Source organism: Microvirga yunnanensis, from assembly GCF_025460875.1.
Genome location: NZ_JAMXFI010000013.1, coordinates 88,684 through 109,695, shown reverse-complemented (window position 1 = coordinate 109,695; position 21,012 = coordinate 88,684). Strand labels below are relative to the sequence as shown.

Annotated in this window: 19 protein-coding genes and 1 riboswitch; of the genes, 7 read left to right on the top strand and 12 right to left on the bottom strand. The window is 66.9% G+C overall.

Annotation, left to right across the window (positions count from 1 at the left end; translation table 11 throughout):
- Positions 1-92: 92 nt before the first annotated feature.
- On the bottom strand, positions 93-632 hold the full coding sequence (locus tag NF876_RS09425; RefSeq protein ID WP_262268539.1) for a hypothetical protein: 540 nt from the start codon (positions 630-632) through the stop codon (positions 93-95).
- A 293-nt stretch (positions 633-925) separates the two neighbouring features.
- On the opposite strand from NF876_RS09425, the gene NF876_RS09420 reads away from it, so the two are divergent.
- The gene (locus NF876_RS09420) at positions 926-1,825 is read left to right on the top strand and encodes a CAP domain-containing protein (RefSeq protein ID WP_262268538.1); all 900 of its coding nucleotides are present in this window, start codon (positions 926-928) and stop codon (positions 1,823-1,825) included.
- A 46-nt stretch (positions 1,826-1,871) separates the two neighbouring features.
- Here NF876_RS09420 and pepT read toward each other — a convergent pair whose 3' ends face one another.
- The 9 genes from pepT to minD form a co-directional block, all read right to left on the bottom strand.
- Positions 1,872-3,107 carry a peptidase T gene (gene pepT / locus NF876_RS09415; protein WP_262268537.1) on the bottom strand — a complete coding sequence of 412 codons (1,236 nt, stop codon included), beginning with the start codon at positions 3,105-3,107 and terminating at the stop codon, positions 1,872-1,874.
- A 103-nt stretch (positions 3,108-3,210) separates the two neighbouring features.
- Complete coding sequence (locus NF876_RS09410) at positions 3,211-3,951, bottom strand: energy-coupling factor transporter transmembrane component T family protein (RefSeq protein WP_262268536.1); 741 nt, start codon at positions 3,949-3,951, stop codon at positions 3,211-3,213.
- Positions 3,945-5,645: an ABC transporter ATP-binding protein gene (locus NF876_RS09405; RefSeq protein ID WP_262268535.1), complete on the bottom strand. Its 1,701-nt coding sequence runs from the start codon at positions 5,643-5,645 to the stop codon at positions 3,945-3,947. The genes NF876_RS09410 and NF876_RS09405 overlap by 7 nt, the downstream gene beginning before the upstream one ends.
- Entirely contained in the window at positions 5,617-6,201 is a 585-nt protein-coding gene (locus NF876_RS09400; RefSeq protein WP_262268534.1) for an ECF transporter S component, read from the bottom strand. Before NF876_RS09400 ends, NF876_RS09405 begins: the two co-directional genes overlap by 29 nt.
- A gap of 41 nt (positions 6,202-6,242) precedes the next feature.
- Positions 6,243-6,851 (bottom strand): YkoF family thiamine/hydroxymethylpyrimidine-binding protein, encoded by a 609-nt coding sequence (locus NF876_RS09395; protein WP_262268533.1) that lies wholly within the window; start codon positions 6,849-6,851, stop codon positions 6,243-6,245.
- Positions 6,842-6,953: riboswitch (TPP riboswitch) on the bottom strand. It overlaps the preceding gene by 10 nt.
- Before the next feature lie 69 nt (positions 6,954-7,022).
- Entirely contained in the window at positions 7,023-7,769 is a 747-nt protein-coding gene (locus NF876_RS09390; protein WP_262268532.1) for a ComEA family DNA-binding protein, read from the bottom strand.
- A gap of 187 nt (positions 7,770-7,956) precedes the next feature.
- Positions 7,957-8,892, bottom strand: coding sequence for a DUF5996 family protein (locus NF876_RS09385; RefSeq protein WP_262268531.1), 936 nt, complete (start codon positions 8,890-8,892; stop codon positions 7,957-7,959).
- A gap of 252 nt (positions 8,893-9,144) precedes the next feature.
- Positions 9,145-9,423 (bottom strand): cell division topological specificity factor MinE, encoded by a 279-nt coding sequence (gene minE, locus NF876_RS09380; RefSeq protein WP_173948874.1) that lies wholly within the window; start codon positions 9,421-9,423, stop codon positions 9,145-9,147.
- The gene (gene minD, locus NF876_RS09375) at positions 9,420-10,229 is read right to left on the bottom strand and encodes a septum site-determining protein MinD (RefSeq protein WP_262268530.1); all 810 of its coding nucleotides are present in this window, start codon (positions 10,227-10,229) and stop codon (positions 9,420-9,422) included. Before minD ends, minE begins: the two co-directional genes overlap by 4 nt.
- A 355-nt stretch (positions 10,230-10,584) precedes the next feature.
- Here minD and NF876_RS09370 point away from each other — a divergent pair, with 355 nt between their 5' ends.
- The 4 genes from NF876_RS09370 (at position 10,585) to NF876_RS09355 (ending at position 15,736) form a co-directional block, all read left to right on the top strand.
- Positions 10,585-11,571 carry an ABC transporter substrate-binding protein gene (locus NF876_RS09370; RefSeq protein WP_262268529.1) on the top strand — a complete coding sequence of 329 codons (987 nt, stop codon included), beginning with the start codon at positions 10,585-10,587 and terminating at the stop codon, positions 11,569-11,571.
- Entirely contained in the window at positions 11,571-12,377 is an 807-nt protein-coding gene (locus NF876_RS09365) for an ABC transporter ATP-binding protein (protein ID WP_262268528.1), read from the top strand. Before NF876_RS09370 ends, NF876_RS09365 begins: the two co-directional genes overlap by 1 nt.
- The gene (locus NF876_RS09360; protein ID WP_262268527.1) at positions 12,374-13,147 is read left to right on the top strand and encodes an ABC transporter permease; all 774 of its coding nucleotides are present in this window, start codon (positions 12,374-12,376) and stop codon (positions 13,145-13,147) included. Before NF876_RS09365 ends, NF876_RS09360 begins: the two co-directional genes overlap by 4 nt.
- Positions 13,148-13,240: 93 nt before the next feature.
- Positions 13,241-15,736: a glucose/quinate/shikimate family membrane-bound PQQ-dependent dehydrogenase gene (locus NF876_RS09355; protein ID WP_262268526.1), complete on the top strand. Its 2,496-nt coding sequence runs from the start codon at positions 13,241-13,243 to the stop codon at positions 15,734-15,736.
- A gap of 535 nt (positions 15,737-16,271) precedes the next feature.
- Here the strand turns inward: NF876_RS09355 and NF876_RS09350 are convergent.
- A complete protein-coding gene (locus tag NF876_RS09350; protein WP_262268525.1) occupies positions 16,272-17,300 on the bottom strand; it encodes a hemerythrin domain-containing protein in 1,029 nt (342 codons plus the stop codon).
- Positions 17,301-17,647: 347 nt separating this feature from the next.
- On the opposite strand from NF876_RS09350, the gene NF876_RS09345 reads away from it, so the two are divergent.
- Positions 17,648-18,655, top strand: coding sequence for a threo-3-hydroxy-L-aspartate ammonia-lyase (locus NF876_RS09345; protein WP_262268524.1), 1,008 nt, complete (start codon positions 17,648-17,650; stop codon positions 18,653-18,655).
- Between the two features lie 220 nt (positions 18,656-18,875).
- Here the strand turns inward: NF876_RS09345 and NF876_RS09340 are convergent, their stop codons facing one another.
- Positions 18,876-19,658, bottom strand: coding sequence for a class I SAM-dependent methyltransferase (locus tag NF876_RS09340; protein ID WP_262268523.1), 783 nt, complete (start codon positions 19,656-19,658; stop codon positions 18,876-18,878).
- Positions 19,659-19,867: 209 nt separating this feature from the next.
- On the opposite strand from NF876_RS09340, the gene NF876_RS09335 reads away from it, so the two are divergent.
- On the top strand, positions 19,868-21,004 hold the full coding sequence (locus NF876_RS09335; RefSeq protein WP_262268522.1) for an ABC transporter substrate-binding protein: 1,137 nt from the start codon (positions 19,868-19,870) through the stop codon (positions 21,002-21,004).
- Positions 21,005-21,012 lie beyond the last annotated feature (8 nt).

Here is a 21,012-nt window from a genome sequence, read left to right as displayed (position 1 = left end):
GGCGGGTCATGTCCATGACTTTGCAACCCGCGGCCGTTGAACTCTGCTTGATCGAGCGCGCGCCGTGGAAGCCGCGCCGGCTCGGGCCGCCCTCAGCAGGAGATCTGGGCGCCTGTCATGTGGACCGGCGTGATGGGCCTGACGTCGCGGCCGGCCACGGAACAGGTCAGGCGCGCCTCGGACCGGCATTGCGGCCCCTTCGGCGGCCCGACCCGCGGCCCGACGGCGAACTGGACCGTCACCTCGCCGGGCGCCGTTTCGAGAAAGCCCTCGACGGACGACAGCCAAGTCTGCCCGACCACGTCCTCGGTGGCGCGCGCCTCGTTGAGCGCCTGCTCCACGCACGCGGCGGCCGCATCCTTCGGCAGCAGGGGTTCGACGACGATCGGCTTCGCGATCGCCGCAGTCGTTTCCACATCGGGCGCCGCCTGCGTCGCGGCGACTTGCGGATCGGAGGCCGGCGCACCGCTCCGGAATCCGTTGATCGTCGTGAGCGCCAGAACGACGAAAACGCCGATCTGGATCGGGATCCGCTTGAGTTTCCCCAACAGGGGCCCGCGGCCGAAGAGGATCGGCCCGTAGAGATGCAGGAAAACGGCAACGAGGGTGAGGAGAATGAGGAAACGCAGCATAATGGATCGTGCCCGCGCGGTATCGTGCGAAATGAACGGTTTGTCCTGGGAACTCGCTTAACCTAACGCAGGATCCCCGCCGTCGCATGCGGCACGTGCCATTTCCCGTTCGTATGGTGAATGATCCGTTAACGCCCCGCACCCTGCCGCGCGTCGGTGCGAGGACGCGGCCGCGCCCATCACATTGTCAACACATTGGCGGGCCATGCGCGGTGGTGCATTCCGACGTCCGAAAAGACCGATATTGCGGCGGAATGTAAGCCTAAGATGTTTTTCCAAGGGGCATTTCGAGAATGACGACACCAACCAATTTGGAAACCTACTTTTTGCAGCTCGTCAACGAGGCGCGCACCAGTGCCGGCGTCAAGTCGCTGACCTTCGACGGCGAACTTCTCGATTCCTCCGACGCTCACAGCGCATGGATGGATCAGACCGACACGTTCTCGCATACGGGCGTGAACGGCTCGAGCGCTGGCACCCGCATGACCACGGCCGGCTACGGATGGCAGGGCTGGGGCGAGAACATCGCCTATGTGAGCGGCGACCTCACCGAGGCGACCGTGCGCCAGCTGCACACCAATCTGATGAACTCGCCGGGCCACTATGCGAACATCGTCAACGGCTCGTACGAAGAAATCGGCATCGGCCTGAAGGAAGGCACGATCAACGGCTACAAGGTCGTGTTCGTGACGCAGAACTTCGGAACGCCGAATGCCCTCGAGCGGGCCGAGGCGGACGATGTCGGCACCACGATCCCGACCACTCCGACGACGCCCACGACCACCGGCCAGTCGATCGTCGGCAACAGCTCCAACAACACGCTGTACGGCACGTCCGGGGACGATACCCTCAACGGCAATGGCGGCCGGGACGTGCTCTGGGGCGGCCAAGGCAAGGACACCTTCGTGTTCGACACGGCCTCGGAAGCCAACGGCGACACCGTCAACGACTTCGTTCACGGTTTCGATAGGATCAGCCTGTCGGGCATCGACGCCAACACCCGCGTGTCCGGAAACCAGGCGTTCACGTTCATCGGCGCGCAGGGCTTCCACAAGGTGGCCGGCGAGTTGAAGGCGTATCAGTCGAGCGGCAACACCTATGTGGCCGGCGACGTCAACGGCGACGGCACGGCCGACTTCACGATCAAGGCACTCGGTGCCCACACCTTCATGGCCGCCGACTTCGTGCTCTGACGACAAGGGCCCCCGGCCCTGCCGGGGGCTCACGGTCCTCGACGCGTCAGGCGCGCTCTTCCCAGAGCTTGGCGAGTTCGACGATGGTCGTCACGGCCTTCTCCATGTCCTGGCTGCTGACGAACTCGAGCGGCGAATGGAAGGCGTGGCCGCCGGCGAAGATGTTCGGGCATGGCAGCCCCATGAAGGACAGGCGCGAACCGTCCGTTCCGCCCCGGATGCTGCCGCGCACCGGTTCCATGCCGGCACGCCGGATCGCCTCCACGGCGTATTCGACGATCTCCGGCTTCCGGTCGAGCACGACCTTCATGTTGCGGTACTGCTCCTTGACCGTGAAGGTGTGGCTGGAGCCCGGATAGGCCTGCATCACCTCCTTGACGATGCCCTCCAGGAGCGTCTCCTTGCTCTTGAGCCCCTCCTCCGTGAAGTCGCGGATGATGAAGCCCAGGCTGGCTTTTTCCATCACGCCGGTCACGCCGGTCGGATGGATGAAGCCGTCGCGTCCCTTCGTCGTCTCGGGCGCCATCTCTCGCGGAAGGCGCGCGATGATGTCGCCGGCGATCCGGACGGCGTTCTCCATCTTGCCGTAGGCGAAGCCCGGATGGATCGCCACGCCCTTGATGGCGATCTCGACCGCGTCGGCCGAGAAGGTCTCGTCCTCGATGGTGCCGGCCGTCTCGCCGTCGAGCGTATAGCCGAAATCCGCCCCGAGCTTCTTCAGATCCACCTTGTCCACGCCGCGGCCGATCTCCTCGTCGGTGGTGAAGAGGATACGGATCGTGCCGTGCCGGACGTCCGGGTTGTTGATCAGGAACTCGGCCGCCGCCATGATCTCGGCGATCCCCGCCTTGTCGTCGGCGCCGAGCAGCGTCGTGCCGTCCGACGTGACGATGTCGTGGCCGATCAGGTCGTTGAGCACGGGATGGTCCGCGACACGGATGACCTGGCTCGCGTCACCCGGCAGCCGGATGTCGCCGCCCTGGTAGTTGCGGATCACCTGCGGCTTCACGCCGGTGCCGGAGAAGTCCGGCGCCGTGTCCATGTGGGCGCAGAAGCAGATGACCGGTACGTTGTTCTTGCTCGTGGTCGCCGGGATGGTCGCATAGACATAGCCATGCTCGTCGAGATGCGCGTCGGAGATCCCGATCTCCTGGAGCTCCTCGACCAGCAGGCGGCCGAGATTCTTCTGCTTCTCCGTCGACGGCTGGGACTGGGATCTGGCGTCGGACTGGGTATCGATGACGACGTAGCGGAGGAAACGGTCGGTAACGCTGGCGGCCATGGCTCGTGATCCGTTCTGCGAGGAGGTGACGGAGTTGTAGCGGGACAATGCCGCTCCGGGAATGGGCGGCGGGAAATTTCTTGCCCTCGCGCCGCCCGGCCGATCAGACACGCACCAGCGCCGCGGCACCGCACAGCCCCAGCAGGCCGAGCGCCGCGGCAACGAAGACGCCATCCCGCCCCCGGAACGCAGGCGCGTTCATGATCGTGCGCGGCGCATCGGGGCCGAGCCCCCTCGCCTCCATGGCGATCGCAGTGCGGCCGGCGCGACGGATCGCAAAGGCGAGCAGCGGGATGACGAGGCTCATGAGTTCGACGGGGCCGGGAATCCGCCGCAGGCGGCGTCCGGACTTCATGGCGCGGGCCAGGCGCATCTGCTGCGCCTCGCCGGCGAGGTCGGGCACGAGCTGCATGGCGGCGAACAGCGAGTAGCCGATGCGCGGCGGGAGCTTCGCGTGGTGCATGAGGGCGCGCACGAAGAGCCCGGGATCGGTGGTGAGCGCGAAGAACACCGAAATCATGCCGCAGGCGAGCGCCCGCAGGAACAGGGTGATGCCCGCCGAGACGTCCGGCGACGCGAGAAGAGACTCGCCCGCCATGAGCAGGGCGAAGTCGCTCTCTCGGCGAAACAGCAGGCTGGTCGTAAGGAATCCGAAGCCGAACAGGGCGAACGGCACCATCAGGGCGAGCAGCGCCACGGGCGAGGCGCGATGGAGGACGACGAGCGCGAGCGCGGGCGCCAGGATCGCCGCGAGCTGGAACCGGGGATCGAAGACCAGAACGGCGGCGACGAGCCAGACGCAGCAGACGGCGAGCTTCGAGAGCGGGTTGAGGGATGTCAGCATGGAACCGGCGCCCCCATCCGCAGGGCCGCGGCCTTGAGCCATCGCGTCGCGGCAGCCGATCCGGGCTCCGTGAGCCCGGCGCGCGCCAGAAGAGCGCCGTCGCTCATCAGCTCCTGTGTCGGGCCGTCGGCCAGGATCCCTCCCTCCCCCACCACGATGGAACGCGGACAGAGCCTCAACGCGAGGTCCATGTCGTGAGTGATCAGCGCGATGGTGCGTCCGCTCTCGCGCAACGACAGAATTTCCCGCATGAGCAGCGCGGCTCCGGACGCGTCGAGCCCGGCCATGGGCTCGTCGAGCACGAGGAGCGGCCAGCGGTCGGAGAGCGTGAGCGAGGCCAGGGCGAGCTTGCGCTTCTGGCCCTGCGACAGCTCGAAGGGATGGTGTTGCGCAAGCGCCGCGAGCCCCCAGGCATCCAGCGCCGCCGCCGCGCGCCGATCTTTCTCGTCCCCCGTCAGCCGCGTCGGCAGCGCGGTCAGCAGCTCCTCATGCACGGTGCCGGCGGTGAACTGGTTTTCGGCGCGCTGGAAGGCATACCCGCCCGCCGGGCCCCGGCGTGTGCCGGCCTTCAGCGGCAGGAGGCCCGCGAGACACAGGCCCAGCGTGGATTTGCCGGCCCCGTTTCGCCCCAGCACGCCGAGGATCTCGCCCTCGGGGATCGCGAGGTCGACGCCGCGCAGCACGGTCGGGCCGAGGAACGGCGCGCACTCGGCCTGTCGCAACTGCACGAGCGCGGGGGTCTCGCGCAGGATGACGGAGGGACCGACGGAGGCCACGAAGGCTTCGACGGCGGGACGCGCTTTGTCGAGGCAGGCCGGAGATGCCGCCTCGGGATCGAGATGCGCGAGCGCTTCCGCGACGGACAACGGGGCGACGGGCGCCGCGACGCCGGCGCGCATCAGCTCCGCGTCGAGGGCGCTCGACGCGGGGCACCAGATTCCGTGCGACTGCAGCAGCGCGCGCTCCTCACGGAAGACCCGGCGCGGGTCGCCCTCGGCAACGACGGTTCCGCCGCGGCCGAGCACGACCACGCGGTCGATGGATTCGATCAGTCCATCGAGCCTGTGGTCGACGATGAGAACAGTCCGGCCGCCCTCGCGGGCGATCAGCAGCGCATGCAGGCGCCGCGCGGCCTCCGGGGCCAGATGCGCCGTGGGCTCGTCGGCGACGAACAGCGGCGCGTCCTGGATCAGGGTGGCGGCGAGAGCCACGAGCTGGCGCTCCCCGCCCGAGAGCTGCGCCGAGGGACGGTGGCGCCATTCCTCCGGCACGCCGACCTTCCGCATGACCTCCGTGACGGCCCGCGCGATGACCTCCGGCGGCATGGCGCGGTTCTCGAGCGCGAACGCGAGTTCGTCCTCCACGCGCATGCCGCAGAGCGTCTGATCGGCGTCCTGAAAGTACTGGGCCACATGGCGCGCCCAGTCCCAGGGCTTTCGCGAGCCGGCATCCCGGCCGAAGAGACGGATGTCGCCTTTCACCTCCGCCGGGATGCTGTCGGGAACGAGACCCGTCAGCGCCAGCAGCAACGTCGACTTGCCCGAGCCCGACGGGCCGAGGAGGAGCACCCGCTCGCCCTGCCGGACCTGGCACTCGATGGGCCCGATCGCAGGGCGCCTGGCGAAAGGATAGGCGACCTCGACCCCGCGCCACTCCGCGGCGGGTTCAGGCGGCGGCGGAGCGCTTCTCGACATCGATCGCAAGGCCCGCGAGCGCGCCCGTCCTGTAGAGTGCCCGCACGATCACGTGGGCGAGCCACCCGCCGAGGAGCGCGCCGCTCGCGCAGCGCAGCGCAAACATCGCGATGAGCAGCGCCGGCTGCAGGGCCCCGTAATCGAACCGGATCCAGGTATAGACGTAGGAGAAGATTGCCGCGCCCACGCCCGCGGCCATCAGCACCGGCAGCGAGTAGTTGCGCCAGCGGGTTGCGGCGAAGACGGCTTCGGCACCCGCGCCCTGGACGATGCCGCTGACGATGAGCAGCAGGCCGGCCGGACTTCCCAGCAGCACCTGCACGGCAGCCGCGAGCACTTCGGCCGCGAGGGCCGCGCCGGGCTTGCGGATGATGGCGGCCGCCACCATCGAGGCGACGAACCAGAACCCCATCACCACGTCCATCGTCAGGGGACCGAACACCGCCTGGGCGATCAGCCACACCTGCACCCAGCCGAGATAGAGCACGGCGAACACTGCGCCGATCACGGTGACGATGAGGGTCTCTCTCAATGTCCAGCCACGGGTCACGGACATGACAAGCTCCTTGATGTGAGGCGAGAGTGTTGTGCGAGGACTTACGCTTTGCTCGGGCTGTTCGCCGAGACCTTGAGATCGAGCGCCACATGCCCCTGCGGGGCGCCGAAGCGCAGGAAGGCTTCGCTCAGGGTGGCGAAGACCGGGCCGGCATCGCCGCGCAGCTTGGTGCAGAAGTTCTTCGAACGGTCGAACACGCCCGATGCCTTGAGAAAGTCGATACAGCCGTAGATCTCGTCCATGTGGTGCCCGCTGCCAAGCGGATAGAGCGAGAACTGCGCGGCCACGACCTGGCCGGTCAGCGGCGCCGCCTCCACGTGCCGGACGGCGGACGCGATGCGCGCCGCGAGAGGCTGATCGTGGCTCGAACCGGTGATCGGCGTGCAGATCGGGTCGTCGGGCTCGCCCGGACAGCCGCGCGAGACGGTGGCGGCGAGCACGCAGTGAACGCCGCGGCGGGACGCGGCGAGGAACAGGTCGCGCATGGCCGGGAACAGCTGCTCCGGCGGGCCGACGATCAACGTGGAGACGTCGTCCGTTTCGATGCGGACATTGGGGCGATACGGTTCAAGCGCCCCGATGGCGCCGAGGATGACGTCGACGAAATCGTCGGTCATCGGGTAGAGGGAAATCTGTGCGCCGGAAAACATCGTCACCTCGCTCCGCTGGCATTACCCAGATCAGCTTGAGGGTCCAACGGCTTCGCGCCGTCATCTCAGCCCCGGCTATACGGAGCACCCCTGATTGATGAGACCTGCTTAGCACCTTCCGTCGTTCCATGGCAAGCGGGTCGCACGCCTGCGGGCGACGGGTCGCGACAGCTACTGCACGGTGACCTGATCCTTGATCCGCTCGAACGCGGTGCGGCGCACCACCCTCTTGGTCACCAGATCCTCCACGGACTTGTACGGGCGCCCTCTCACGATCGCGCGGCCGAGGGATCCTGCACCTCTCAGAGTGTTCAACTGCTCGACGGAACCTTTGTTGAGATCCACGAGGGCCGAGGCGGATTCGCCGGCAGGCACATAGGACGCCGTGCGGCTCGCCTGCTGCGTGACAGTGCCGGTCATGTTCATGTCGGCGGGCGCATCCGCGGGTGGCTTGGCCGCTCCTGTTTTGGTCGCTCCCGTCTTGGACGATTGTCCGATGATGGCTTCGAACTGCTTCAGAACGGCGAGGGACTGATCGCGAGAGGCGTCCAGGGAGGCAGAATCGATGACCGGCTCGGCGAGGAAGGACTCCGGATCGTCCTCGTCGGGATCCGGCGGAGACACGATGGCGGGCCGCTTCACGGGCAAGGCAGCCGGCACCGATGCATCCGCATCGGCCACCTGAAGGGGTTCGGCCCGATCCGCGGGAGCGGCGGGGCGCGTCTCCACGATGACGGTCTCCGGCGGCGCCACGGACACCATGCCCTCCGCGGCTGGACTGCCCGCCTGGAAACGCCACAGCGCCAGCCATCCGGCACTCATGAGGCCGATCACCAGAAGAATGCGCATCGCCTGAAGGGCCGCATTGTCGCGCGGCTCCCGCGGCGTTTGGGTCCGGGACAGATCGCCAACCTGCATGGGGTCCTCGCACATTCACTCGACGACGGAGCCTTGGTCCGGCCTTAGGGCTAGAGAGGGTATGTGGCGCAGACGTGGCAATCGGCGCCGCCCGTGTGACTTCAACGGCAATTCCGGATAGGCGCGCATCTCTTCCGAGAGCTGCCGAAGAGAAGGAGAAACGTCATCACCTTGCGAAACGGCGCTTCTAAACCGCCCGCACCCGCGCCGGCGCGCCGATGGCGCATTCGAGCGCCGCACGGTCCCAGTGCCCCGCGTCGGCCGCGGCATTGTAGGTCGCAACGAGGAAGTCGAGCAGCAGCGCATCCGGATCGGCCGATTGGCGCACCGTGTCGTAGGGCAGAATGAACTCTCCCAGCGTGGTGTCGAACGAAGCACCCTGCGGCACGGCGGCCTCGCGGAAGCCCGGCGGCTCCGGATAGGCGTAGGAGTAGAAGGCCGGCTGCGGGAAGGCATCGCTGCCGGGCCAGAATCCGGCACTCGAGACCTCGTGCGAATAGGCCTCGCGGGTCACCGGATCCGGGAGCCCGGGCACCCCTCCCGGATGCAGGGGCGCGGTCCGCCCGGAGAAGCGCGTCACCGCGAGGTCGAAGCTGCCCCAGAAGAAGTGCACCGGTGAGGACTTGCCCACAAACCCGCTGCGGAAAAGCTTGAACACCCGGTCCGCCTGAACGAGCGCGCGCCAGAAGCGGTGCGCGGCGTCCGGGTCGTAAGAGGCATGGACGCGATCCTCGGAGAAGCGGATGGGATCCGCCACCTCGTTCGGCATCTCGTTGATGGCGACTTCGATGCGCAGATCCTCCAGGACGGCGCGGATCCGCGCATAGAAATCCGCCACGCTCTGGGGCTGCAGCGGCAGCTCCCGCTCCTCGCCGCTGCTCATGCGCATGCGCAGGAGGTGGGACAGGAAGTCGAACTCGATCTCCAGGATCTCGTGCCCGACGGGGATGGACGACGTGCCCAGCCCCCTTGCGGTCACGTAGAGCGGCACCTGCCAGCCGTGATTGAGCCAGGGCGAGAGCGACAGCCGGATCTTGCCGACGATCTGTGTCCAGAGCTGGAGCGTCGCCGCCGTGTCGCGCCAAACGGGATAGGACAGTTCAGGCCAGGAAGCATTGCCCATCGAGCGCCTCTCCTGAGGAACGAAGATGATGCAGAGATAGCGCATCGTGCGGAAAAGTGGACCCGGTATTCGCTGGCGCGGCCCTTCGGGTCACTGGCGTGGCCCTTCGGGTCCGCGAAGAACGATGCGCCATTTAAGGAATTGAGCATCGTTCGAGGTGGACAACCCGGGCGGCCGTCGCACCCTTGCCGCACAGGGCTGGAGCAGGCAGCCGTCCGGTGGGAGGGCCTGCCGCTCCAGCGTCTGTCGTCGCTACGCGGCGGGGCGCATGCCCGCGGCGATGGAGGTCGGGATCTCGATATCGACCTCGAGGGTCGACACGGAGGCACCGCGATCCATCTTGATCTGAACGTTGTCCTGCGGCACCGCCATGTGCTTGGCGATCACCGCCATGATCTCCTCCCGCAGGATCGCCACGAGATCGGACTCGGCTCCGCCCACGATGGTGCGCTCATGAGCGAGCAGAACCTGAAGCCGCTCGCGGGCAACGGGCGCGGACGTGTTGCGCTTGAAGAAGCTGAAAAGGCTCATGCGGCCCTCCGTGAGAAGAGTTTGCTGAACAGGCCGCGCTGCTTCTGCACCTCGACGACCGTCTCGCCCTGGAGCTTGCGCACGGCATCGAGATAGGCGCGGGCCGGCGCCGAATTCGGGCTGCCGAGCGTCACCGGCGCGCCGAGGTTCGACGAGCGCAGCACTTCGGTGCTCTCGGGAATGATGGCGAGAAGCGGGATGGAGAGGATCTCCAGCACGTCCTCCACCTTGAGGATCTCGCCGCGCTGCGCGCGGGCATTGTCGTACCGCGTGAGCAGAAGATGCTTTTCGACCTGCTCGCCCTTTTCGGCCTTCTCCGTCTTGGAATCGAGCAGGCCGATGATGCGGTCGGAGTCGCGGATGGAGGAGACTTCCGGGTTCGTCACGACAACGGCGACATCCGCGTGGCGCATGGCGAGCGTCGCCCCGCGTTCGATGCCGGCCGGGCTGTCGCAGATGATCCAGTCGAACTTCTCGCGCAGTCCGTTGATGACGCGCTCGACGCCCTCCTCCGTGAGGTTGTCCTTGTCGCGGGTCTGCGAAGCAGGGAGCAAAGACAGGGTCTCGACGCGCTTGTCGCGGATGAGCGCCTGCTCCAGCTTCGCATCGCCCTTGATCACGTTGATCAGGTCGAACACCACGCGGCGCTCGGCACCCATGATCAGATCCAGGTTGCGCAGGCCGACGTCGAAATCGATCACCGCCACCTTCTGGCCGCTCTGCGCCAGCGCCGCGCCCAGGGCCGCGGTCGAGGTCGTCTTTCCGACACCGCCCTTGCCCGATGTCACGACAAGTACTTTCGCCATCCTTGGTTCTCCTCGCCCTACAATGCTGCTCCTGCGACGGCGTCACCAGCAGGTTCCCCGGAAGAACCGCAGAACATGTTCGGAGAGCGGAGGCGGGTCAGGCTGTCGCGGATTTCTTACGCTACGTAATGCCTATTATTCGACGCCCATTATGGTTACCGATCGGTTAAGATTTCCCGCGACCATCGCATTTTTTGTTGGAAAACCAATGATTTCCACCCCAGGCCGCAGGTTTTCAGGAATTGCGTCCTCGTTCCGGAAATAATGCTGAGCTTGCCGGGCGCCTCCCCGGGCGTCCCATTGACCTTCCTCCGGGAACCCCTAGCCTTGATCCGATGTCACTGGAGATCCTCCGATGCGGTACGGATGGCGGCTTCTTCTCTTGACGGTTCTCTTGGCGGCGTTGTCGCTCGTCACGGCTCACAATCCGGCGGCGGCACAGCAATCCACGACCGTCCGGGTCGGGCATTTTCCCAACATCACCCATGTGCAGGCCCTCGTGGCCCGCGCCTTCGAGCGGCAGGGACGCGGCTGGTTCGCGGAGCGGCTCGGGCCAGGGGTGAAGGTCGAGTGGTACACCTATAATGCCGGCCCGAGCGCCATGGAGGCGATCTTCGCCAATTCCCTCGACCTGACCTATGTGGGGCCCAATCCCGCGCTCAACGCCTATGCCCGCTCCCGCGGCGCCGAGGTCCGCGTCATCGGCGGCGCCGTGAACGGCGGCTCAGCCCTTGTGGTCCAGGGCGATTCCACCCTGTCGAAGCCCGTCGACTTCAAGGGCAAGCGCATCGCCACGCCCCAGTTCGGCAACACGCAGGACGTGGCAGCCCGGGCCTGGCTCGTCGCGGGCGGATTGCGCATCACCCAGACCGGCGGCGATGCCCAGGTGGTGCCCACCAGCAACCCGGATCAGCTCTCCCTGTTCCAGAGCAAGCAGCTCGACGCGGTCTGGACCGTCGAGCCCTGGGTGTCGCGGCTCGAATCCGAGGCCGGCGGCAAGGTGCTGGTCGAGGAGAAGGATGCGATCACGACCATCCTCGTCTCGAGCGCCGGGTTCCTGTCGAAGAACCGCGATCTCGCCAAGCGCTTCGTGGCCGCTCATCGCGAGCTCACCGACTGGATCCGGAACAATCCCGACGAGGCGCAGCGCCTGGCCCGGGAGGAACTGCAGGCCTCGTTCCGCCTCGACATGTCGCCCGAGCTCGTCGCCCGTGCCTGGAGCCGCATGGTCATCACGCCGGACACCACCCGGGAGGCGTTTCAATCCTTCGTGACCAGCGCCCAGCGGGTGGGCTTCCTGCGCGACACGCCCGACCTCTCCCGCCTGATCGAGGCGCCTTGATGGAGCTGTCCCACCCTGAGTCCCTGACGGCCGCGCCTGCCAAGCTCATCGTGGAGAACGTCTTCAAGCGATTCACGTCATCGCGTGCCACCGTGCAGGCCCTGGACGACGTGTCCCTCACCGTCGCCGAGGGAGAATTCGTCTGCCTGATCGGTCAGAGCGGATGCGGCAAGTCCACCCTCCTCGACATCATGGCGGGGCTGACCATGCCGGATTCAGGGCGGGTGCTCGCCGACGGCAAGCTCGTGGAGGGTCCCGGCCGCCAGCGTCTCGTCATGTTCCAGGAATCGGCGCTTTTTCCCTGGCTCGACGCCTTCGGCAACGTCATGTTCGGGCTGAAGCTGCGGCCGGACCTGACGGGGGCCGAGCGCCGGGACATCGCCGATCATTTTCTCAAGCTCGTCGGCCTCGAGAAATTCAGGCACGCGCATGTGCACGAGCTCTCCGGCGGCATGAAGCAGCGCGTCGCGCTGGCGCGCGCACTCGCTCCCGATCCCCAGGTGCTGCTCATGGACGAGCCTTTCGCCGCCCTCGACGCGCTCACGCGCGACCAGCTCTACGACGACATCCAGCGCATCTGGATGGGAAGCCGCAAGACCATCGTGTTCGTCACGCACAACGTGCGCGAAGCCGTATGCCTGGGAAACCGCGTCGTTCTCATGTCGCCGTCGCCGGGGCGCATCTCGCAGATCTTCCAGATCGATCTTGCGCACCCGCGCGACATCAACAGCCGTGATCTCGCGGGCTATACGTCCACCATCGCGGCCGCGCTCAAAGGCACGTTGAAGGGAGCGGTCTTCGAATGAAGCGTCTCGCCGTGGCCCTCCTGTTCTTCGCCATGCTGACCGGCCTGTGGGAACTCGCCGTGCGCAGCGGGCGCTGGTCGATCGTGCTTCTCCCCTCGCCCGTTTTCGTGGCCGAGTACATCTGGGGCGCGCTGCTCGATGGAACGCTGATCGAGTCGACCTGGGTGACGCTCAAGCGGCTTCTGATCGGCTATGCGGCCGGCGTGGTGATCGGCCTGCCCCTGGGTCTGCTGACCAGCACGACCCAGGTTCTCGAAGACACGATCGGATCGCTCGCCCTCGGGTTCCAGACCCTGCCGAGCGTCTGCTGGGTGCCGCTGGCGCTCGTCTGGTTCGGCCAGACGGAAGGCGCGATGCTGTTCGTCGTGATCATGGGAACCGTCTGGTCCGTGATCATCGCGACCGATCACGGAGCGCGCAACATCCCGCCGATCTATGCACGGGCGGCGCGCACCATGGGGTCGGAGGGCTTCCACAAGTGGACGCGCGTCATCCTCCCGGCCTCGCTTCCCTTCCTGGTCAGCGGCATGAAGCAGGGATGGGCGTTCGCGTGGCGCTCGCTGATGGCGGCGGAGATCTACGTGACGATCCTCACCGGCTTCGGCCTCGGCCATCTGCTCCATTACGGCCGCGAGCTCAATGCCATGGAGCAGGTGATCGGCATCATGATCGTGATCGTCGTCATCGGACTTCTCGTCGACCGCCTGCTGTTCTCGCCCTGGGAGCGCTTCCTGCACCGGCGCTGGGGAACGAATGTCAAGGAGACATAGCAGGGCTGCATCGCGGCTCCCTTTACCTCGCATCCTTATGAAACATTTCCGCTTACCTGTCGTTGGAAGCCGAATGTCCGAGGGAGTGATGTCATGCCTGGCCAGGGACGCAGTCCTGTTCTCATCGGCGCGGCCGTCCTGACGCTCCTGATCGGACTCGCCCTCGCCGTCGGAGGCGCATGGCTGATCACGCTTGGCGGATCCTGGTACTACCTGATCGCGGCCGTCGGCTTTGTCCTGACCGGCATCCTCCTCCTGGCGCGACGGCCCGCTGCCCTGTGGGTCTATGCACTCGTCGTCGCCGGTACCCTCGGCTGGGCCTTGTGGGAGGTGGGTCTGCACTGGTGGCCCCTGGCGGCGCGCGGCGACGTGGTGTTCCTGCTCGGCTTTCTGCTGCTCACGCCCTGGGTCACGCGCCATCTGACCCATCGGCGCAGCACCGCATCGGACCATCGCGACGAGGCCGTGCGACCCGTCTCCGCCTTCCGGGGCGCGGGGCTGCCGCTGACGGGCATCCTGGCCATCGCCCTCGCGGTCGCGGCGGCCTCCTGGTTCACCGATCCCACGCGGATCGACGGCACGGCGCCGGGGCCGCGGGCGGAGGTGCCCGATGATGCGCTCGGCGTCCCGCCCGGCGAATGGCATGCCTATGGGCGCACGGCCTACGGCCAGCGCTACTCGCCGCTCAACCAGATCACCCCGGCCAACGCGGCCCAGCTCCAGGAAGCCTGGACCTATCGCACCGGCGACGTGCGGGGCCGTCCCGGCGACCCGGAGGAGACCACGTTCCAGGTCACGCCGCTCAAGTTCGGCAATCGCCTCTTCCTGTGCACGCCGCATCAATCGATCATCGCGCTCGACGACACGAGGGGCCGGGAGGTCTGGCGCTACGATCCGAAGATCCGCGGCGAGCTCGCCCTCCAGCATCTCACCTGCCGCGGCCTCTCCTACTACCGCGGCAATGGCGCCGCCGCGGCAGCGCCCGTGCCGGCGCCTGCGCCGGTCGCGACCGCCTCTCCGCTGCCGGACCTGCCCGTGGCGGCCAGCGAACGCCCGCCCGCCGACAATTGTCCGACGAAGCTCTTCATGCCCACCGCGGACGGCCGCCTGATCGCGCTGAACCCCGACAACGGCGCCGTCTGCACGGCCTTCGGCGGCGGCACGGGGCAGATCAATCTCTGGGCCAACATGCCCAACGTCAATCCGGGCGCCTATTACTCCACCTCGCCGCCCGCCATCGCGAAAAACCTGATCATCGTCGGCGGTACCGTGCTCGACAACGTGTCGACGAGCGAGCAGTCCGGCGTCATCCGCGCCTTCGACGTGAACACCGGCGCGCTGGTGTGGAACTGGGATTCGGGCCGGCCCGACGTGACCACGCCGATCGCACCGGGCGAAACCTATGTCCCCAACTCGCCCAATTCCTGGTCGATCTCCAGCGTCGACGAAGCCCTGGGCCTCATCTACATCCCGCTCGGCAACCAGCCGCCGGATCAGTGGGGCGGCAACCGCAGCGCCAATGTGGACCGGTTCTCCTCCTCGGTCGTGGCGCTCGACATCGCGACAGGTCAGCTGCGCTGGGTCTTCCAGACCGTCCACCACGATCTGTGGGATTACGACGTCCCGTCCCAGCCGAGCCTCGTCGACCTGACAATCGGCGGACAGACGGTGCCGGCCCTCGTCCAGCCGACCAAGCAGGGAGAGCTCTACGTGCTCGACCGGCGCACCGGCCAGCCCGTCCTGCCGGTCACCGAGAAGCCCACCCCGCAGGGCGCCGCCCAGGGCGACCGGACCGCGCCGACGCAGCCCGTCTCGGCCCTGTCCTACGATCCGCCGCCGCTCACCGAGCGCGACATGTGGGGCGCGACGATGTTCGATCAGCTCGCCTGCCGGATCGCGTTCAAGAAGCTGCGTTACGAGGGCCGCTACACGCCGCCCTCCCTCCAGGGCACCCTGGTCTATCCGGGCAATTTCGGCGTGTTCAACTGGGGCAGCGTCGCGGTCGATCCGGAGCGGCAGATCGCGTTCACGACGCCGACCTACATCGCCTTCGTGTCGCAGCTCGTGCCGCGCCAGGACGACAAAACGCTCTATGTCCAGGGCGAGAACCGGCCGGAGAGCAGCCTGCCGGCCCTGAACGAGAATTTCGGCGCGCCGTTCGCTGTGAAGCTTTCCGCCTTCACGTCGGCGCTCGGCGTTCCCTGCCAGGCGCCGCCCTGGGGCTACGTGGCGGCCGCCGACCTCACCACCGGCAAGATCCTCTGGAAGCACAAGAACGGCACCGTGCGCGACGCCTCGCCTGTCCCGCTCCCCTTCCCGATGGGCGTGCCCAATCTCGGCGGCCCGATGATGACGGGAGGCGGCGTCGCGTTCCTCTCGGGCACCATCGACTATTACGTCCGCGCCTATGACGTCTCCAACGGCGCCCAGCTCTGGGAGGCGCGGCTTCCCGCCGGCGGCCAAGCGACGCCGATGACCTATACCGGCGCCGACGGACGGCAATACCTGCTCGTGGTGGCGGGCGGTCATGGTTCGCTCGGCACCAAGGCGGGCGATTACGTGATCGCCTACGCTCTCCCGAAAACCTGACGGGAGGCTCTCATGAGCCGAATCATCGCCGTCTGGTTCGCGGCCCGACGGCGAAACCGTTCTTAGAGCATCGGACGGACCCAGTCGGGATCACCGGAACAAGCCCGGTGATGACACCCTCCACACGTCATGGCCGGCCTTGTGCCGGCCAACCCGATATGGTGAGGCGCGGCGTTCCAGATGATCGAGATCACCGGGACAAGCCCGGTGATGACGTGGGAGCATGAGACACCCGGCTCGCACGACCCTCCCCACGTCATGGCCGGCCTTGTGCCGGCCATCCCGATCGGAAGAGCGCAACGCCTCACAGGAGCGGGATCACCGGGACCAGCCCGGTGATGACGGGGAGACGGTGGCACCCTCCCGTCACGGTCGAAACCTCCCATGTCATGGCCGGCCGGTCATCACCCGCCTCGTGCCGGCCATCCCGATCGTCCGATGCTCAGCGGACCCGAAGGCTCGCACGATGCGCCGGTCAAGAGAAGGAGCCTCGGATGAATCCCGAAAGGGGTGTCCACTTTTCCAGTCCGAGGCTCTACCGCCCGTCCTGTTTCGACGATCCGGATCCCACGCCCCCTGTCGGTGCGCCGCCGGTGCCGATCGAGCCCGCGGACGTCCCCGGGCTTCCGGCCGGCAGCGTGCCGCCCGGCTGCAGCGGCGTCGAGAGGCCCGACGGCGCGCGCGGCGGATGAGCGGATGAGAACCAGGTGTCGTCCGACGGGCTTCCGCCCGGCGCCGGAGAAGCCAAGCCGGCGCCATGCAGGAGCGCATCGTCCCCCGGGTCCGATCCCTGCCCCTGCTGCAGGCCGGCCGGGCTCGACGGCGGGCTGCCGGTCCGGTCGGTGCGGGGTCCCGAGCCGGTTCGGTCCGCCATGCCGCGACGGGAGCCCTCCAGGCTGCGGTCGATGACCCCGCTCTCGAGCGGGAATGGCGGCTGCGGACGCCGGGGCGGCACATGCACCGACCTGGTCTGGCGCGAGCCCGTGTGGCCGGACCGGGTCATGGACCACAGAAGCGCCCCCGCCCCGAGGGCCGCAAGACCGCCGAGGACGCCGAACACGGTTCCTGTCGGAAGACCGTAGCGGCTCGGCATCATGGCTTGCGGCATATGCCAGCGCTCGGCCTCGTAGGAGGCGATCCGCTCGCGCTCGTACCGGCGCCAGAGGTGCTTGAGCTCGGGCGGGGAAAATGCCCCCCGGGCGACGATCATCACGCCGTTCTCCTCCAGGGTGAATGCGTGGCGGATCGAACCGGTGAGGTCCTTGAAGTCGGAAGCCCAGTCGGCGCTGTCCTTGTCGGGCCGGGCGGCGAGCCTGTCGAGCTCCCGGAGGATCTCGTCCTGCTTGCCTTCGAGATCGGCCAGATAGCTCGCCGTGCGCTCATGTCCCGACAGGGCGGGATAGAGCACGTTCTGCTGCGCGCCGATATGCCGTTCCAGCTCGTCCTGGAGATCGGCGAAAAGTTCGGCGCGGCTGTTGGGCCCACTCCCCGTCGCCCGCAGCACCTCGCGGCAGAGCTCTTCGATGTTCGCGTGGTCCGCCACAACCATCTGCCACAATTCCATGGGGGCCTCCTCTCATGCCGGATCGGCATGAACCATGCCTGATAAGCATGAACGGTCAGAGCGGACCGCTGTTCCGCCGCCGGCGGGCTTTGGCCCCGCGAGCGCATCCTACGGACCCGGAGGGCCGCATCAGCGATGCGCCGGTCAAGAATGGCGCCTCGCAATCGATCCCCAAGGCGGGTCCACTCTCGGGATCGGCGCTCTAGCCCCAAAGAACCGCCGGCCCTTAAAAATGCCGCAGAGGTGACAAGGTTAGTCCGGAATTGCTATGAACAAAGTCAAAGCTGGGCCTTGCGCATGGGAGGCGCAAGGGCTTGTCCGAAGCCTCAAGAAGCGTGAGAGATCGAATGAACGCGCAGACCCCGCAAGCCTTCGACGCCGTCGCGCCTGCCTCCGTGAATCTGCCGACCTACGACGATGTGATCACGGCGGCGTGGCGCATCGACGGGGTGGCTCACCGAACGCCGGTTCTGACCTCCCGCACCGCCGATGAGCGGACGGGCGGCCGGCTCTTCTTCAAGGCCGAGAACCTCCAGCGCGGCGGCGCCTTCAAGTTCCGCGGCGCCTACAACGCGATCGCCAGGCTGTCCCCCGATGCGCGCCAGCGCGGCGTCGTCGCATTCTCCTCCGGCAACCATGCCCAGGCCATCGCCTATGCCGGACAGCTCCAGAGCGTGCCGACCGTCATCATCATGCCGCAGGATGCTCCGGCCATGAAGGTCGCGGCCACCAAGGGCTATGGCGGCGAGGTGGTGCTCTACGACCGCTACAAGGAGGACCGCGAGGCGATCGGGCGCAAGCTGTCGCAGGAGCGCGGCCTCACGCTCATCCCGCCTTATGACCACGAGGACGTGATCGCCGGCCAGGGCACGGCCGCGAAGGAGCTGATCGAAGAGGTCGGCCCCCTCGACATGCTGCTCGTCTGCGTGGGCGGCGGCGGCCTGCTGGCCGGCTCGGCGCTCGCGTCGAAGGCGCTCTCGCCCGATTGCCGGATCTTCGGGATCGAGCCGGAAGCCGGCAATGACGCGCAGCAATCCTTCCGCACGGGATCCATCGTCCGGATCCCCGTGCCGGCCACCATCGCGGACGGCGCGCAGACGACCTATGTGGGCAACAAGACCTTTCCCATCATGCGCGCCCTGGTCGACGACATCCTCACCGTGTCGGACGCCCAGCTCGTGGACACCATGCGCTTCTTCGCCGAGCGCATGAAGATCGTGGTCGAACCGACCGGCTGCCTGGCGGCGGCGGCGGCGCTTCACGATGTCGTGCCCTGCAGGGGCAAGCGGGTCGGCATCATCATCAGCGGCGGCAACGTGGACCCGCGGGCGCTGGCGGGCTTCCTCGCGGGTTAAAGCATCGGACCCAAAAGTGGACTTGCACTTTTGGGATCCATCCGATGCTTTCTTCTTGAATGAGAGCATCGGTCAGGACGGACCCAGCGGGCCGCGCCAGCGAAAACCGGGGCCACTTTTCCGTCCGATGCTCCAGAGGACATCCCGCGGCATCGTCCCCCGACGTGGTTCCGCAGGGGGCCTCAAGAGAGCATGATCCGGCCAGGCAGCCGATGGCTCGTCAGGTTGAGGCCTTCACGGCGAGAACCGCATAGCGATGCTGCGCCGCGCGCTCCAGTCCCCTGAGCAGCGGCAGGTTCTTCGCCTGCGCCCGGTGGATCGGCTTGAGATCGCGGTCGATGAGCGTCCGGGAGAAACCCGCCTCGCGCAGCAGCCCGGCGACCTCCTCCGCCCGCGCTCCCTTGGAGAAATAGACCCGTCTCAGGATGCGTTCATGGGTTTCGCGCATGGCATTGGGCGCGTGCGAGGCCCCGGCGAGCCCCGGCACCAGCTTCTCGACGAAACGGATCATGCGCTTGACGATCGTATCCGACACGAAATCGCCGTCGACAACCAGCAGACGTCCGCCAGGCCTGAGGAGGGAATGCCACTCCCGGAAGGCCGCCTTCGGATCGACCAGCGTCCAGACAAGATGGCGCGTGACGAGCACGTCGTAGCTCTCCGGCTGCTCCAGGGTGCGTTCCGCATCACCCATGACGAAGCGGATCTCGGCGCCGCGCCTGGCCGCCTTGGCGCGGGCCTGCGTCAGCATCGCGTCCGACCAGTCGAGACCCGTGACGGTGAAGCCAAGGCCATGCAGAAGGTGGGAGATCACGCCCGTGCCGCTGGCGAGATCGAGAGCCTTCCGGCCCTGGCCCGGACCGAGATGGCGCCGGAAGAGATCGCGCCAGGCCTCCCGTTCCTCCTCCGAGAAGATCTCGTGACCGACCTGCTCGTCGAAGGTCGGCGCACGCAAGGACCAGTAGTCGCGGATCTCGTCCCGGAGGGTGTAGTTCGAGTTCATTGAAGTCTCACGAACGCAGGTGATTTCCGAGCTCCTCTAGGCACAATTTGCCAAACCGTCAAACTATAATCATTATAAACTGCAGAATAGAACGGTTACAAACTACCCCAATACTGCTCTTCCTTATAGATATTCTAAAAGATATTCCTTGCACGGCAACTATTCGAGCCATAGGAAGTGCGCGCTTTCCTCAAGATGCGAGGCGCGTCATGCAACTCTCCAAGCTGGTCTTCGGCGCCGCCCTGGCGCTGGTCGGGCTTCTGCCCGTGTCCTCACAAGCCGCCGACAGGATCAAGGTGACCGACATCGCCGGCCGCCAGGTCGAAGTGATGGCGCCCGTCCAGAAGGTCATCCTCGGCGAGGGACGCCAGATGTACTTCGTGGCGACGCTCGACACCGACCAGCCGTTCAAGCGCGTGGTCGGCTGGCGCGACGACCTGCAGAAGGCGGATCTCGACGGCTACAGGGACTACCTCGCCAAGTATCCGCAGATCGACAAGATCCCCACCTTCGGCGGCTTCAAGGAAGGCACGTTCGACGTGGAGCAGGCCGTCTCCCTCAAGCCCGACGTGATCCTCCTCAACATCGAGGCCAAGACCGCCACCGACGACGCCAAGCTCATCGAGAAGCTCGCCAAGATCGACATCCCGGTCGTCTTCGTGGACTTCCGCGAGAAGCCCTTCGAGAACACCGACGCGAGCATGCGCCTCATCGGCAAGCTGTTCGGCAAGGAGACGCGCGCGGAGGAGTTCATCGCGTTCCGCAAGGCGCAGATCGACCTCGTGACCGAGCGCCTCGCCAAGGCCAACCCGCCGAAGCCCGTCGTGATGGTGGAGCGTGCCGCCGGCTATTCCGACGATTGCTGCATGTCCTTCGGCAACGAGAACTTCGGCAAGTTCGTGGAGGTTGCAGGCGGGCAGAACCTCGCGGCCAAGATCATTCCCGGCACCTTCGGCGTCGTGAACCCGGAGCAGATCATCGCGGCCAATCCGGATCAGGTCATCGTGACGGGCTCGAACTGGGAACTCTACGTTCCGGGCGGCGCCTGGGTGGGCGTCGGCTCCGGGGCGGACAAGGCCAAGGCCCGGGAGAAGCTCGCCGCGCTGATGAAACGTCCCGCCTATACCGGCGTGAAGGCCCTCCGCGACAACCGGGTCCACGCCATCTGGCACCAGTTCTACAACAGCCCCTACCAGTTCGTCGCCATCCAGGCCATGGCCAAGTGGCTGCACCCGGACCTGTTCAAGGACCTCGATCCCGAGACCACCATGAAGACGCTCTACGAGCGCTTCCTGCCCGTCCCCTACAAGACCGGCTACTGGGTCTCCCTCACCGACAAGGAATAGGCCCTTGG